14 protein-coding genes are annotated in these 14,310 nt (G+C 65.2%); 6 read left to right on the top strand and 8 right to left on the bottom strand.

The annotated features are described in order from the left end of the window. Positions 1-38 precede the first annotated feature (38 nt). The 4 genes from KBP54_RS02410 to KBP54_RS02395 are packed head-to-tail and all read left to right on the top strand — an operon-like array spanning position 39 to position 3,471. Complete coding sequence (locus tag KBP54_RS02410; RefSeq protein ID WP_256006189.1) at positions 39-929, top strand: MetQ/NlpA family ABC transporter substrate-binding protein; 891 nt, start codon at positions 39-41, stop codon at positions 927-929. A gap of 3 nt (positions 930-932) precedes the next feature. Further along, positions 933-1,964, top strand: a complete 1,032-nt coding sequence (locus KBP54_RS02405) for a methionine ABC transporter ATP-binding protein (RefSeq protein WP_256006188.1) — start codon at positions 933-935, stop codon at positions 1,962-1,964. Beyond that, complete coding sequence (locus KBP54_RS02400; RefSeq protein ID WP_070477634.1) at positions 1,961-2,653, top strand: methionine ABC transporter permease; 693 nt, start codon at positions 1,961-1,963, stop codon at positions 2,651-2,653. Before KBP54_RS02405 ends, KBP54_RS02400 begins: the two co-directional genes overlap by 4 nt. 29 nt (positions 2,654-2,682) lie before the next feature. Continuing rightward, positions 2,683-3,471 carry an HAD family hydrolase gene (locus KBP54_RS02395; RefSeq protein ID WP_084028662.1) on the top strand — a complete coding sequence of 263 codons (789 nt, stop codon included), beginning with the start codon at positions 2,683-2,685 and terminating at the stop codon, positions 3,469-3,471. Here the strand turns inward: KBP54_RS02395 and KBP54_RS02390 are convergent. Continuing rightward, positions 3,468-4,373 (bottom strand): sucrase ferredoxin, encoded by a 906-nt coding sequence (locus KBP54_RS02390; RefSeq protein ID WP_070363020.1) that lies wholly within the window; start codon positions 4,371-4,373, stop codon positions 3,468-3,470. The genes KBP54_RS02395 and KBP54_RS02390 overlap by 4 nt on opposite strands. A 143-nt stretch (positions 4,374-4,516) precedes the next feature. On the opposite strand from KBP54_RS02390, the gene KBP54_RS02385 reads away from it, so the two are divergent. Further along, on the top strand, positions 4,517-5,110 hold the full coding sequence (locus KBP54_RS02385) for an AMIN-like domain-containing (lipo)protein (RefSeq protein WP_252930963.1): 594 nt from the start codon (positions 4,517-4,519) through the stop codon (positions 5,108-5,110). 3 nt (positions 5,111-5,113) lie between these two features. On the opposite strand, the gene KBP54_RS02380 is transcribed toward KBP54_RS02385, so the two are convergent. Further along, positions 5,114-6,658 carry a Y-family DNA polymerase gene (locus KBP54_RS02380; protein ID WP_256006187.1) on the bottom strand — a complete coding sequence of 515 codons (1,545 nt, stop codon included), beginning with the start codon at positions 6,656-6,658 and terminating at the stop codon, positions 5,114-5,116. Then, complete coding sequence (locus tag KBP54_RS02375; RefSeq protein WP_256006186.1) at positions 6,655-7,368, bottom strand: hypothetical protein; 714 nt, start codon at positions 7,366-7,368, stop codon at positions 6,655-6,657. Before KBP54_RS02375 ends, KBP54_RS02380 begins: the two co-directional genes overlap by 4 nt. A 106-nt stretch (positions 7,369-7,474) precedes the next feature. Here KBP54_RS02375 and KBP54_RS02370 point away from each other — a divergent pair, with 106 nt between their 5' ends. Continuing rightward, a complete protein-coding gene (locus KBP54_RS02370; protein ID WP_256000537.1) occupies positions 7,475-7,918 on the top strand; it encodes a hypothetical protein in 444 nt (147 codons plus the stop codon). Here the strand turns inward: KBP54_RS02370 and KBP54_RS02365 are convergent. Genes KBP54_RS02365 through KBP54_RS02345 form a run of 5 tightly spaced genes read right to left on the bottom strand, consistent with a single transcriptional unit; the run spans position 7,915 to position 14,201 of the window. Then, entirely contained in the window at positions 7,915-9,135 is a 1,221-nt protein-coding gene (locus KBP54_RS02365; protein WP_256000536.1) for an alkylhydroperoxidase domain protein, read from the bottom strand. The genes KBP54_RS02370 and KBP54_RS02365 overlap by 4 nt on opposite strands. Continuing rightward, positions 9,128-10,738, bottom strand: a complete 1,611-nt coding sequence (locus KBP54_RS02360) for a dipeptide ABC transporter ATP-binding protein (protein WP_256000535.1) — start codon at positions 10,736-10,738, stop codon at positions 9,128-9,130. Before KBP54_RS02360 ends, KBP54_RS02365 begins: the two co-directional genes overlap by 8 nt. Positions 10,739-10,741: 3 nt before the next feature. Continuing rightward, a complete protein-coding gene (locus KBP54_RS02355) occupies positions 10,742-11,542 on the bottom strand; it encodes an ABC transporter permease (protein ID WP_256000534.1) in 801 nt (266 codons plus the stop codon). A 5-nt stretch (positions 11,543-11,547) separates the two neighbouring features. Continuing rightward, entirely contained in the window at positions 11,548-12,561 is a 1,014-nt protein-coding gene (locus KBP54_RS02350) for an ABC transporter permease (protein ID WP_256000533.1), read from the bottom strand. Further along, positions 12,546-14,201: a TIGR04028 family ABC transporter substrate-binding protein gene (locus KBP54_RS02345; RefSeq protein WP_256000532.1), complete on the bottom strand. Its 1,656-nt coding sequence runs from the start codon at positions 14,199-14,201 to the stop codon at positions 12,546-12,548. Before KBP54_RS02345 ends, KBP54_RS02350 begins: the two co-directional genes overlap by 16 nt. Positions 14,202-14,310 lie beyond the last annotated feature (109 nt).

Raw genomic sequence — 14,310 nt, 5'->3', positions numbered from 1 at the left:
ATCAATGATTCCCCAACGAAAGACATAAAGGAGACATCATGCGCCTCAACCGTGTGATTGCAACCATCGCAGCTTCAGCTCTCGCAGCTACCAGCCTCGTAGCCTGCTCTGACAACTCCGCCGAAAAATCCACTGACGCTGCCGGTGGCGGCGAGGACACCGTCGTCAAGATTGGTACCACCGACGCTGACCAGAAAGCATGGTCCGTCTTCGAAGACCTTGCAGCGGACAACGGCATCACCCTCGACATCGTGCAGTTCTCTGACTACGCACCAGTCAACGAGGCGCTTGCCCAGGGCGAGATTGACCTGAACAAGTTCCAGCACATCCTCTACCTCGCTACCTACAACGAGGCTTCCGGCAACGACCTGAAGGTGCTGTCCACCACGGAGATCTACCCGCTGGCACTGTTCTGGAAGGATCACGATTCCCTCGACGGCATCGAAGGCACCGAGGTTGCTATCCCGAACGATGACTCGAACCAGGGTCGCGCAATCAACGTCCTCGTCCAGGCTGACTTGGTCACGCTGAAGGACGGCGCTGATGAGCTGGCACCGTCTCCAGCAGATATCGACGAGGCAGCGTCGAAGGTGAAGGTTGTTCCGGTCGACGCTTCCCAGACGACCTCCGCATACAAGGAGGGTCGCCCGGCCATCATCAACAACTCCTGGCTGGAGCGCGCTGGCATTGAGCCAAAGCAGGCTATCTTCCAGGATGACCCGGCTTCCGAGCAGGGCGAGCCGTACATCAACGTCTTCGCGGCACGCGCTGAGGACCTGGACAACCCGACCTACAACCGCCTCGCAGAGCTGTGGAACTCCCCAGAGGTCGCAGCTGCCGTCCAGGAGGATTCCCGTGGCACCGCGGTCGCTGTTGAGCGCTCCCGCGATGACGCGAACGCTATCCTCGCACGCCTTCAGGAGAAGTAATCCGTGACGAAAACCGGCACCCGGGTTGAGTTCCGGGACGTATCGAAAGTCTTTACAACGGGTGGGCGCGAGGTTGTGGCCGTCGACAATGTGTCGCTGACGGTCGAGCCTGGTGAGATCCTTGGAGTGATCGGCTACTCCGGCGCTGGCAAGTCCACGCTGGTGCGGCTGATCAACGGGCTCGACATGCCTACCAGCGGCGAACTCCTCCTCGACGGCACCAACATCGTCGGCAAGAGCGAGAAGCGCCTGCGGGAAGTGCGCCGAAACGTTGGGATGATTTTCCAGCAGTTCAACCTGTTCTCTTCCCGAACTGCGGCGGGCAACATTGAGTACCCGCTGCAGCTTGCCGGTTTGGGCAAGCAGGAGCGCCGGGCGCGCGTCGAGGAGCTCCTCGAGTTCGTCGGCCTGTCGGATCGTGGCAAGAACTACCCCGAGCAGCTTTCGGGTGGTCAGAAGCAGCGCGTGGGCATCGCTCGTGCGCTCGCCACGAATCCCTCGCTCTTGCTTGCCGACGAAGCCACCTCCGCCCTCGACCCCGAGACCACCCACGAGGTGCTCGAGTTGCTGCGCCGCGTCAACGCGGAGCTCGGCATCACGATCGTGGTGATTACCCACGAGATGGACGTGATCCGCGCGATTGCGGACAAGGTCGCCGTGATGGAGGCCGGCAAGGTCGTCGAGTATGGCTCCGTCTACGAGGTGTTCTCGGACCCGAAGACGAAGGTCGCGCAGCGCTTCGTATCGACGTCGCTTCGCAACACCCCAGACAAGCACGAGGAGCTCGAGTTGCTGAACGCGGCGCCTGGGCGCCTCTTCACCGTCGACCTGACCGAACACTCGGGATTCTTCGGCGCGGCGGAGAAGGCACGCCAACGCGGCGTGTCGATTCAGCCGGTGCACGCGGGTATTACGACCCTGCAGGAGCACTCCTTCGGCAAGATGACGGTTCGCCTCAGCGGTGACGACGAAGCGATTAACGAGTTTCTGCACACGCTGCAGGGCACCACAGATATTCAGGAGATACGTCGATGAACAGTGCTGTCAACGAATTCATTCTGGCGCAGCCGAACTGGGACCGGCTCGGCCCCACGTTCGTAGACGCCATCGGCGATACCCTTTGGATGGTGGGCATCACCCTGCTGGTCGGCGGTATCTGCGGCCTGATCCTTGGCGTGTTCTTGTACACCACCCGCCCGGGTGGCATCCTGCAGAACAGTGTCGTGTACTGGGTGATTAACTTCGCCGTGAACTTCTTCCGGCCGATCCCGTTCATCATCATGATCGCGATGCTCTACCCCATCACCCTGTCGGTGGTGGGCACCACGATTGGCCGGGGCGCAGCTACGTTTGTGATGTGTTTCTCCGCGACCTTTACCGTGGCCCGTATTGTCGAGCAGAACCTGGTATCCATCGACCCCGGCATGATTGAGGCCGCGCGTTCGATGGGCGCAGGCCCGTGGACGATCATCCGCACCGTCATCCTCCCCGAGGCGCTCGGCCCGCTGATTCTCGGCTACACGTTCATCTTCATCGCGGTGATCGATATGTCCGCGATGGCCGGCTACATCGGCGGTGGCGGCCTTGGTGACTTCGCCATCGTGTATGGCTACCGCCAGTTCGAGCCGCAGGTGACGTGGGCGGCTGTGATCGTCATCGTCGTCATCGTGCAGCTGGCGCAGTTCTTGGGCAACTGGCTGTCCAAGAAGGTGATGCGCCGCTAAGGTGTGACCAGTTGGTTAGGATGGGTGCCATGAAAATCGCAGCGTTTGATTTTGATGGCACCCTTCATCATCCCACGGACACTGACACGGGCGAGCACGGCTTCGACCCGGCCGACATGGCCGCGATCCAGGCCTGGCGCGACGCCGGGCACATCGCCATTTCTGCCACCGGACGCTCGCGCACCGCGCTCGAGTTCGGAATGCGCCACTGCCCCATCCGCTTCGACTACCAGGTGCTCTCGAACGGTGGCTCCGCAACCACCGGCGACAACGAGCGCCTGCTCTACTCACACCTTGTAGACCCGGAGATCGTCGAACAGGTGGTCACGCACTTCGCTGACACGGATGGGGTGGCGGTGTTCGGCACCACGATCGGCCACGTCGATGGTGAGTTCAGCAACAACACCCAGGCTCGCAGTAGCTTTACCGTCAACTTCGACAGGATGACCACGGCCGACATTCCCCACCACGAGTTCGCCGTCGTCCCCTTGTGGATCCCGAACGACGAAGACCTGCGCGCGGAAGTCTACGAGTGGACGCGCGCGCTGCCGCATGTGTCAGTGGCCCAGAACCAGGACTTCATCGACATCATGGCGCCGGGCCGCACGAAGGGTGCGGGCATCCAGGACCTGTTGCAGCTACTCGACGTCCCACGCGAAGACATCGAGCTGTACACCTTCGGCGACTCGTGGAATGACCTGTCCATGCACGAAATCGCAGATCACTCGCATAGCTTCCGCCACTCGCCCGCCGAGGTGCAGCAGCGCACCGACCACGTGATCAACAGGGTCGCTGACGTGCTGCCCAGCTACATCTAGGAGCGACTAGCGACGACCCAGCTCTTGCCGGGCTTCGGGTCCTTCCCGCATGATGCCATCACGGCATCAACGTCGCGCTGCTCCAACATCACCTCGTAGGCGGTGTCGGTCGCGGTGTCGGTCACGGTGACGTGGGCGGAGGGGCCGTCGATACGCTCGGCGGTGACTTCGAGCTGGCCGTAGCGCACCTTGTCCCCTCGGGTGGCGAGCTGCGTTGCGACGTCCACTTCCGCCACCTGGCCTACCGGGCTGAAGGTGCCGCGGCCGCGGTTGCCCGGCACGAAGTACTCGCCGCGCATCGCAGCTTCAAGCATGGCCTCAGTAGCCTCGAGGTTCATCCGGCCAAAACTGTACGCCCACGGCATGAGCAGCATCGTGGCGGCGAAACGGTGCCCCTTGATGTGCGAGGTTTCCCACACCACGTCGTTGCCATGCCCAAACGGGTACTTCTCTACGAGCTCGTTGACGATGGGGCGGCCCTTGATGGCGCAGCACATGTCGCGCTTCGCGTGGGTACAGACCAGGACGAGTGGCTTCGTACGCGACTTGGCGCTGTTTTGCCCTGGGCCTGACAGGTCGAGATCCAGGATCGCCTCAGGCCCATCGACATGCAGCACCTCGGTTGCTGCCTGGTCGGCGAAGACCAGGTAGACGTGGTGGTCTTCAATCTGGCGGCCTTCCCTCGTTGGGTGGCGGATAAGCAGCAAGGTGGCGTTGTAGCGCTGCATGTGCGCTTTCAACTTTTCGGTCAGTTCGTCCCCGAAGGTGTCGCCGTCGAGTACGTCGTGGCTCCACTTGTGTGGCCACTCAAACAAAACGTAGGTCGAGCCGGGTTTCGCGGTACCCGGCAGCGGCTCACTGTCCGTATCGGAGCAGAGTGTGCGTGCATGGGCTGTAGTCATGTCACCTACTGTAGCGAAAATTTCCCGATTGATTAGGTATACCTAAACCGGGCCGAGTCGGGCAGTTAACATTTTGATAACCTTTTTGATTTTTCGCCGTTCTGCTTTGCTCTTCGAGATTCGTTCTAGCTACGGTATTTTGCGTGTTTCCCTTACCGAAGTTCGCCGTTGCGGCGCTGACGCCCTGTATTGCTGGCGCCGTGCTCGCTGGGTGCGTGTCCTCTCCTGCTCAGGACCAGGCCGCGACCCGCGTCGGCTCGATGCTTGCTGCGCCATCAACGACGCAGCTTCGCCCGCTCGGTACCGCGAACGCGAGCCCGAAGACTCAGCGGCCTTCCGCGCCTACTCAGCTCGCCGTGGCTGGCGTGCGTGTGGGCACCCACGAGGGGTTCGACCGCGTTGTCGTGGACCTCGTCGGCGAGGGCAAGCCGGGCTGGTTCGTGGATTACACCTCCACCCCGATGCAGGAGATCACCGGCAAACCACTGAAGGTGACCGGCAACGCGTTCCTCAATATCAACATCGACGGCACCGTCTACCCCTACGAACTTGGCCTGGACGCGGACCAGATCAAGGTGGATACCCCGGCAGAGACCGGCAACATTATCGACGTCGTCAACGCCGGCACCTACGAGGGTCGCAGCCGCGTGGTCGTAGGGTTGCGCTCCGACTTGCCGTATTCGGTGCAGATTCTGGAACACCCGCTGCGCCTGGTCGTCGACATCGTGCAGTCCTAACACCTAGTGATAGAGCGCCTCGACGCTCCATCGCTGCCGGTGCCACACCAACAACCACCCGCGCTGCCCTGTTCCTACCGCCTGGTCGTGGCCCAGCACCTGGAGGCGCGCAAGCCGGGTCGGATGCGCACCCCACCACTCTTCGTCAACGGGCCAAGGCCCTGCCCACGCGGTGATGTCATAGCAGCGCTTGCCCCACACTAGCGTTGTCGGCTGGCCGCTGAGCAGGACTTCGACGTTGAGCAGTATCGGCTGGTCGGCGCTGTCCAGCAGCTGCACCCGCGATGACGGGTGTTCGATCCCACCGCCGAGCCGGGCTGGAAGTGGTGACGGAACGGCGCCGACGAACGCCCCGCGGCCCTGCGGCGGCACCTCCCCATAGGGCACCAGCTGAATACGCTCGGCCACGCCGCGACCTCCAACCGCGACCGGCTGCAGCACCGCCTCCATTCCGAGCTGGGACTGCACCCGCTCGATCACGCGCCGCGCCCCCTCGTCCGACGCCCCGTCGGACCACAGCTCCCCCACCATGTCGGGTTGCGCAAGCTCAAGTGGTTCCAGCATGAGCGAGGCGATCGGCCCTGCGCCCCCGTTGGTGAGCCAGCCGTCGAGCTGCCAGCGCACCCGGTCGGCGGTGCCAGCCTCCGTCAGTGCTTCCCGGGTGCGCCACACGCGCTCAACCCGGGTGGCATCGACAAGCTCGGCGGAGATTTTCAGCCGGAGGCAGTGCACCCCGGCCCCCTTGAGGCGCTGGTGCAGCGTAGCCGCGAGCGCCCGGGCGGCGAACGCGGCGGCGTCGACGCGCTCAATCGGTTCCTCCGGTGTCATCTCGACGGCGAAGTCCTCCACGGGTAGCTCCGGGGCGACACGCCGGTCCGGGGCCGCACTGGCGATCCGGTGGAGGTGGATGCCTGCGACCCCGAAGCGAGTCATCACGGCAGAGGACGGCAGTTGCGCGAGCTGCCCCAGCGTCTGGATGCCCAGCTGGCCCAGGGTACGGACCGTTTCCGGGTCCGCGCCGAGTGCTGTCTCGGCGGTGAGCACCCGAAGCGGCTGTACTGCAAGGAACTGCGCCGACTCCCCCGCTGCAACCACGTGCGAGCTCCGGGTGGCGATCACCGCGGTGGCGATCTCGTCCGCCGCCCCTGCCATGACGTCAATGCCGTGGCGTGCGGCGGCGTCGAGAAGCATCTCAAGCGCCGTATCTTCATCGCCGTGGAACTTCCCCGCCGCGGCGAGGTCCGCAACCACCAGGCCAGGGCGCAGCACCTCCACGGAGGCGGCCACGTCATCCAGGGAGCCTGCGAGTGCGCTGAACGTGCGGCCGTCGCGCTCCGGGTTGTCCTCCACCACCGTCAGCTCAGGCGCGACGGCCTGCGCGTTCCGCACCCGCATCCCGCGGCGGACCCCGGCGCGCCGCGCCTCCTGCGAACAGACCTTGATGCGGTGCTGCACCGCGATCGCGATTGGTTCTTCCAACGTGTCCTCGGCTTCGAGCTTGGCTGCTTGTACGGGCCAGTCCGGGAACCAAAGTGCAGCAACCCTCATGAGGGCACCGCCTTCAGGTGCGTGACACCGCCCGTCGCAACTCCAAGCGTCAGTAGTGCCGGTGGCCGCTTCCAGCCTTTCGCGTGCGCGGACACTTCAAGGTCAATGCCTGCGATACGCCCACGGCCACGCCCGATGCCGTGGAAGCTAGCGATGTCCGCGCTCATGCGCAGCGCGGGCGAAGGCACCGTCACGTTCACGCAGAGCATCGCCGCTTCCCCGGCACGCACACGTGCGAGGAGCGGGCGGGCCTGGGCAGGCGTGAACTGGATTTCGCTTCGGGTGTACAACACCACCACATCCAGCCCTTCGGCGAGTACACCGGCGGCGTGCACTGCATCTAGCCCCGGCTCCGGAACTGCGACTGTCCTGCGTAGCGCTTGCGCTGAAAGCTCCGCGTAGGACAGCTCCGGCCACCCCACCACGGCCGCGTATCCGCCGGCCTCCGTGACCTGCCGGAGGATCTCTACGATAAGCGACGGCGTATCGCTCACCTGCGTGACCTGCCGCCGTGGCAAACCTCCGTTCGGAAGCACATTCGCCAACTCACCACCCAACGGAATCACACCCTCGCCCCCGATCTGCTCCTGCACGGCACCGCCGTCGAGCTCGGCCAATTGCGCACGGAGCTGCGCAATCTGCTCAGACTTACTGGGCTGTCCGCCACCGTCCGAGGCGAACTCACGCAAGCGAATAGGTGTTCCATTCATGCCTGTAAGTATGCAACGCGCCCCCGACACGGGCAACAGTAAAGGTCGAACACTATTTCGAATATTAGCGCCACAAGGCAGGCCCCTATGCGGTACGCTCTGCCCTATGTATTACGCAGACTTCCGCAACCGCGTCACCCCAATTCCCACGCCGCCCGTTGTGCGGGCGGTGGCGGCGGGGTGCGTAGCGGCGTCGATAAGCGTGATGGCTGCACCGCTGCCCACTGCCGCGAAAGTCGGCATTGCTCTCGCCACGGTGCTCGTCGCCCGTGCAACTACCCGAGCGCACCCGTACCGCAAGGCTATGGCCGAGTTTGCGCGCAGCCGCAACGTCTCGCAGGTGCCGTCGCTCAGCATGGTGGTGCCGCTGATGCTGTGGTGGCTGGCGCTCATGCTGAGCCCGCTGATCGCGCCGCTGCCCGGCTGGGGGCTGGCGCTGCTTGCGGGCGGGCTGTTTGTGGTGGCGTGGGTGCTCATGCCGCACGTCGACGGCACGCGGCGCCTCGCATACGCGCCCCCAGCACCCGCAGCGCCCACCCAGAAGCGCTAGCGGTAGCGCTTCGGCACATCAGCCGCACCCAGGCTGAGCATGAGGCGGTTGGCCCAGTTGAAGAACGCCGCCGAGTTGATCAGGTCGAGGATCTCGAGCTCGCCGCAGCCAGCCTCGCGCAGCGCTGCGACGTGCTGTTGCGAGAACGCGATCGGGGTGTGCGTGAGCGCCACGGCGGCGTCGCACAGCGCGTTCCACAGCGGGGTGCCCAGGTCCGCGGTCACGCCTTCGGCAAGGAGCCGGGAGATCGCCTCGGCGTCGCCGCCTTCCTGCTTCGCGCGCCCCTGGTGCACGGAGGCACAATACTCGCACCCGTTGAGTCGGGAGACCACGGTCGCGGCAAGTTCGCGCTCGGCGCGCCCCAGCCCGCCGTCGGTGTTGTAGAAAATGTCCAGGTCAGTCAGGGTGCGTGCCTTGAGCACCGCAGGGTCGCGCGCGAGCAGCCGGAAATACTCCATGTCGATTCGCTCGGGCTTGAGCAGCGCGTCGCGGTGCACCTCGGTGAACTCGGACTTGTCCAGGCTGGGCACCCACGCGCGCCACCCCAGGGAGTGCTCCACGAACTTCGTCGGCGCCACGACCTCAGGCAATAGGGTGCGCGGCCCGGGCTCCCAGCCGGGGTCAGCCACGCCGTGCGCCCGCTGGGCTCCAACAGCGTCAACCCCGCCAGCCTCAACTCCGCCGAGCACCCGCACGCCGTGCACGACGCGCAACTGGAACGTCACGAACGCGATGAGCTGCCCCAACGTCACGATGCCATTGTCGCTCCACCCGGAGGTCTGCAGGTGACCGATCGCTGCGGCGGACGCATCTTTCGGGTGGACAACCAGCAGGTGCGCGAAGTCCAGGGCGGCGGCGAACTGCTCCGACGCCTCCCCGATGGCGTCACCAAACAGGGCGAAGTCGCCGTGCCAGTACGGCCCCTCGGATGCACCGTGCGCGACAGCGTCGTCGACGGCCTCGGCGAGGCCGGGGGCTTGGTCTTCGAGGTCCTCGAGCAGCTCCCGGTAGAACGCACTCGCGGTAGGCAGGCCGGTCAGCCCAGCCACGAACGCGGCGACACCATAGCGCCAGGCCAGTGGCACGTCGCCCTCGTCGTCAGGCTCGAAGAGGGCCGTAAACGTGAGCTCTGCGTTCTCGACTGCTTCCGGGCGGCGCCTGCGAAGGCGCGCGAGTTCCGGAGAGGCGTCGGCAAGCGTATCGATGATGTTAGACACTAAATTCTCCTAACTGCCGGGCGCGGAAGCGCGCGCCCGGGATTGCATGGATCAGGTTCTTTGTCACTTCGTGGCGCGGCCACTGGAAGACGTCGTCCGTCGGGCCATACTCCACCTGGGTACCACGGCTGAGCACGCTGACCGTGTCCGAAACCTGGCGCACCACCGCCAAATCATGGGAAATAAATATGTAGGTCAGGCCCAGCTCTTGCTGCAGGTCCTCCAGCAGCCGGAGGATCTGCGCCTGCACCGTCACGTCGAGCGCGGAAACCGCCTCATCGAACACGACGAGCTCCGGCTCCACCACGAGCGCACGCGCAATGGCGACACGCTGGCGCTGCCCGCCGGAAAGCTGCGACGGGGTGCGCCGCGCGAACTGCTGCGGGTCCAGCGCCACGCGCGCCAGCACCTCGTGCGCCTTCGCGCGCGCCTCGCGTTTCGACGCCCCCGTCAGGTTCCGAACCGGCTCGGCCACGATGGCCTCCACCGTCATTTTAGGGTTCAGGGAAGAAAACGGGTTCTGGTGCACCAGCTGCACCGTGGAGCGCAGCTTCCGGCGGGTGGCGTCGTCGACGCCGGTCACGACGTTGCCGCCGATGGTGACGCTGCCGCTCGTCGGATCCCGGAACAGGGAGATCGCCCGCCCAGTCGTGGTCTTCCCGGAGCCGGATTCGCCCACAATCGCGTGCGTGGACCCTCGCTTCACTTCGAAGGAGACGTCATTGACGGCCACGAAGTCCCCATACTCCTGGCGCAGGTGATCCACGCGCACCAGCACGTCGCCGTCCGGCGCTGGCCGGTGGTAGGCGTTCGCGACGGCGAGCGAAGGGGCGTCGGCAAGCAAGCGCTGTGAATACTCCTCTTGCGGGTCGGCGAGCACCTCCGCGGCGGGGCCTTCCTCCACGACGACGCCGCGCTGCATAATCACCACGTCGTCGGCACGGTCGCCCGCCACCGCCAAGTCGTGCGTGATCAGCACGATGCCGAGGTTGAGGCGCTCACGCATCTCGTCGAGCACGTCCAGCACCTTTTCCTGCACGGTCACATCCAGGGCCGACGTCGGCTCGTCGGCGATCAGTACCTGCGGCTCGGGCGCGATGGCTGCCGCGATGAGCACGCGCTGCTTCATCCCGCCTGAAAGCTCGTGCGGGTATTGGCCGTGGCGGCGCTGCGGGTCGTCGATGCCGACGGCCTCCATCAGCTCCAGCGCGCGTGCACGGCGGGAGGCGGCTGTGCCAATACCGTGGACCGCCATGGCTTCCTCGATCGAGGCCCCGACGGGCTTCAGCGGGTTGAGCGAATTGTTCGGGTCCTGCGGCACCAAGCCAATCTTTGTGCCACGCAGCTGACGCCACTGCCTCGGAGACAGCTGCGTGATGTCCTTGCCTTGGAAATAGACCGCGCCGTCCAACACCCGCGCGGATCCGCCGAGGAGGCCCAACGTCGCCATCACCGAGGTGGTTTTGCCGGAGCCGGACTCGCCCACGATCGCAGTGAGTTTGCCAGGCGCGACGGAAAAGGACACGTCCTGCGCCGATGGCGGCTGATTGCCGTACGCGACGGTCAGGCCGCGCACTTCAAGTAAAGGTTGCAGGGGTTGCATGGGTTAGGCCTCCGTACGGATGAGTTGGGACAGGTGGTTCGCGCTCATGACGGTGGCGATGATCGCCACGCCGGGCAGGACGATGATCCACCAGGCGGTGGCCATGAAGTCGCGGCCTTCGGCGATGATGAGGCCCCACTCCGGAATCGGCGGCGGGGCGCCGTAGCCGAGGAACCCGAGGATGGACAGCTGCAGGATCGCCGTGCCGAACTGCAGGGCCGCCAACGCAATGACCGGGGTGAGCGAGTTCGGCAGGATGTGGCGCACCAGCACCTGGGACTTCGTCGCTCCAGAACCGTAGGCGGCCTCAACGTAGTCGGTGCCTGCAACCTGCATCACCTGTGAACGGGCAAGGCGGGCGAACGTCGCCACAGTGGTCATGCCGACAGCGAAGGCCGCCTGCAGTGAGCCGAAGCCCAGCACGATGATGATGGACAGAGACAGCAGGATGCCTGGGATAGCGAGCAGGACGTCCACGATCCGCATCAGGATGGTGTCGACCCGCCCACGCAGCGCGCCCGCCACCAGGCCAATCAGCGTGCCGAACACCAGCCCGACCGCCACCGCGATTATCGCGCCGAGCAGCGACTGGCGCGCGCCGTAAACCACGCGCGAGTACACGTCGCGCCCCACGGCGTCGGTGCCGAAGAAGTGCTCCGCGCTCGGCGCTGCAAGGGCTACGTCGACGCCCTTGTATGGGTCGTGCGTGGCAAATATGCCCGGCAGCAGGGCCCACGCGCACGCAAGCAGCAGCACGAGCAGTGCGAGAACCGTTCCCGGCTGTTTCCAATTCGTCGTTCGCATGGTTGCTACTCCCGTCCCGTTTCGATTGCCCGCACGTCAATAGCGTCGGCGGACTGGCTGGCGTACTGCTTCGGTGTTGCGGCAAACGGCCCGCCGGCGGTGCGCAGCCGCACGTCAAGCACCGGGTAGAGCAGGTCAATGATGAGGTTGATGGTCACGTACGCCACCGCCGCGATGAGGACTACGCCCAGCAGCACCGGCGTGTCGCGGTTCGACACGGCGGTGACCACCATGGAGCCCAACCCGGTGCGCCCGAAGACGGTTTCCGTCACCACAGCACCGCCGACAAGCTCGCCGAAGAGCAGGCCCGCCATGGTCAGCGCCGGCAGCAGCGCATTTCGCAGCACATCGGACCAGAAGATGCGGGTCTCACTCGCGCCGCGCGCACGCGCTACCTGCACGAATGGGCTGCGCTGCACCTCGTCGATGGAGCGGATCAGCACCTGTGCGAGCGGGGCCGCCATCGGGACGGACAGCGTGAGCGTCGGCAGCACGAGCCCCTCGAGCGGGCCCGGCGCAATCACGTTGATCCAGCCGAGCTCAAAGGACACCAGCTGCAGCAGCACAATCGCGATCCAGAATCCTGGCAGCGACACCATCAGGGAGGGCACCGAGCGAAACAGCACGCCGATGCGCCCGGCGCCGGGCAGCGTCGCTACGAATGCGGTGATGAGTGCCACAATGATCGCGAGCCCGACCGAGGTCGCGGCCAGCGCCAGCGTGTGCGGCAGGGCGTCGGCGATGAGCTGGCCCACCGGCGTGCCAGTGCGCACGGAGTAGCCGAGGCTACCGGTGAACAGCCCCGTCAGCGTCGCCACGTACTGCGTGAGCAGCGGCTTATCGACGCCCATCTCCGAACGGATCGCCTCAATCTCAGCCTGGCTGAGCCCCAGGGCTGGGTCGGCGTAGCGAGCCATCACGCCGTCGGATGGCAGGGCCGAAAGCAGAAAGAACGCGAGGGTGTAGGTCAGCAGCAGCACGATCAGTGCTTGGCCTACCCGCTTTACGATGTACGGCATGGCGTATCCCCCTCCTGGAGGTAGGCGCTATAGAGCGCAGGGCGTGCAACGGCTTCCACGCCGAACCCGCACAGACGTGGGCTGACGGCGTATACCTGTGGTTCTTCGAACAGCGGCAGCGTGTAGGCCTGCTCAGTGACGTAGTCCTGGACGGCTTCCACCGCGCGGGCCCGGCCGACGTCGTCGGGTGTGGAGACCACGGTTTGCAGCAGGTCTTCGAGGTGCTGGTCGATCACGTTGTCGTTTTCGTCCTGGTTAATGAAGGAGTCTCGGCGCCCGACCGCGTAGTGCGATTCGATGGCGTCGTAGTCCGCCCGGCCGACCATCGTGTGGTAGAGCTGCACCTTGTTCGGGTCCTTCGACGCCACGTTTTGCGTCGAGCGGTCGCCGGAGAGCACGGAGAGCTCAATGCCGATGTCGCGCAGGTCAGACTGCACCATCGTCATCACTTCGCGGGCGCGCGGCTGGGTCTGCGCGTAGTTGACGGTCAGGTGCAGGCGTTCCCCGTCCTTGACGCGGATGCCATCGGCACCGACGACCCACCCGGCCTCATCGAGGAGCTGCCGGGCAAGCTGCGGGTCGTACGTATAGGCGTCGCCCTGGTTCTTGTAGCCCAAGCCCGTGGCGGCCACGCTCGAGGTCGCCAGCGGGTAGGAGTCAGAGAACAGGATGCGCAGCAGCTCTTCGCGGTCCACGCTGTGCGTGATCGCGCGGCGCACCCGGATGTCCTGCAAGTACGGGTGCTGCGGGCGCATCGCGATCTGGTTGTTCATCGCGTTCGTGCCGCGCGAGTAGATCTGCACGCCGCGGTCTTGGAGGTGGCGCTCGGCGGACGCGGTCACGTCGCGCACGATGTCCGCCTGCCCGGATAGGACCGCTCCGGTGCGCATCGCTTCTTCGGCGGCGAGCCGGTACGTCACGCTGTCCAGCCGGGCGCGGCCCTGGTGCTCGAGCACCGGTGGCGCCCAGTCGTAGTCCTCGCGCGCCCGCAGCTCGATGGAGGTGCCCAGCTCCTCACCGGCGATGACAAACGGGCCGGAGCCGATGACGTTGTGGGCGCTGCCCGGGCCGAAGGATTCGTTGTCGAGCGCCAGGGTGGCGTCGGAAAGCAGCCCGGCGTTGTACACGGAGACCGCCTGGGCGAACCCCGGCGAGGGTGCGGTGAAGTGGAATCGCACCGTGTCTTCGTCGATGACTTCGCCGTAGTCGTAGTTCGAGATCTGCTCGGAGGCGTTGAGCAGCCGCTCCTTGTCGCCTTTGCCGTAGAGGTCGAAGTTGGCCACGACGTTCTCCGCGGTGAGCGGCGAGCCGTCGGAGTAGGTGACGTCGGTGCGGATGTCGAACGTGTATACCGTCGCGTCCTCGTTGATGTCCGGTAGCTTCGTGGCGATCCACGGGTGCAGCTCGAGCGTCTCCGGGTCCTGATAGAGCAGTCTGTCTGTTATTTGATTCACGACGCCACCATTCGGGTAGAACCCGGCCGCAGGCGGATAGAGCGAGGTAAACCAGTTCGGCTCCAGGTACGTGATTGCCTGCATGTCCCCGCTTTGCTCTGTTTGTCCTGCACATGCGGTGCATAACCCGAGTAGCGTGGTAGCCGCAAGCAGCGCTCCGGCCTGCGTTCGACGTGTGTGCTTCACTGTTCTCCCTTCGATGAGCGATAACGCTAACACAGATTAGACGGAGCGGTCTCATGCGTCTAGACTAAGCAGTCTAAACGGTCACTGTCGCAACAGGAAGGAACACACA

This window comes from Corynebacterium pseudogenitalium, from assembly GCF_024453815.1.
GTDB classification, from domain to species: domain Bacteria; phylum Actinomycetota; class Actinomycetes; order Mycobacteriales; family Mycobacteriaceae; genus Corynebacterium; species Corynebacterium pseudogenitalium.
This window is presented reverse-complemented; position numbering and strand designations above follow the sequence as displayed.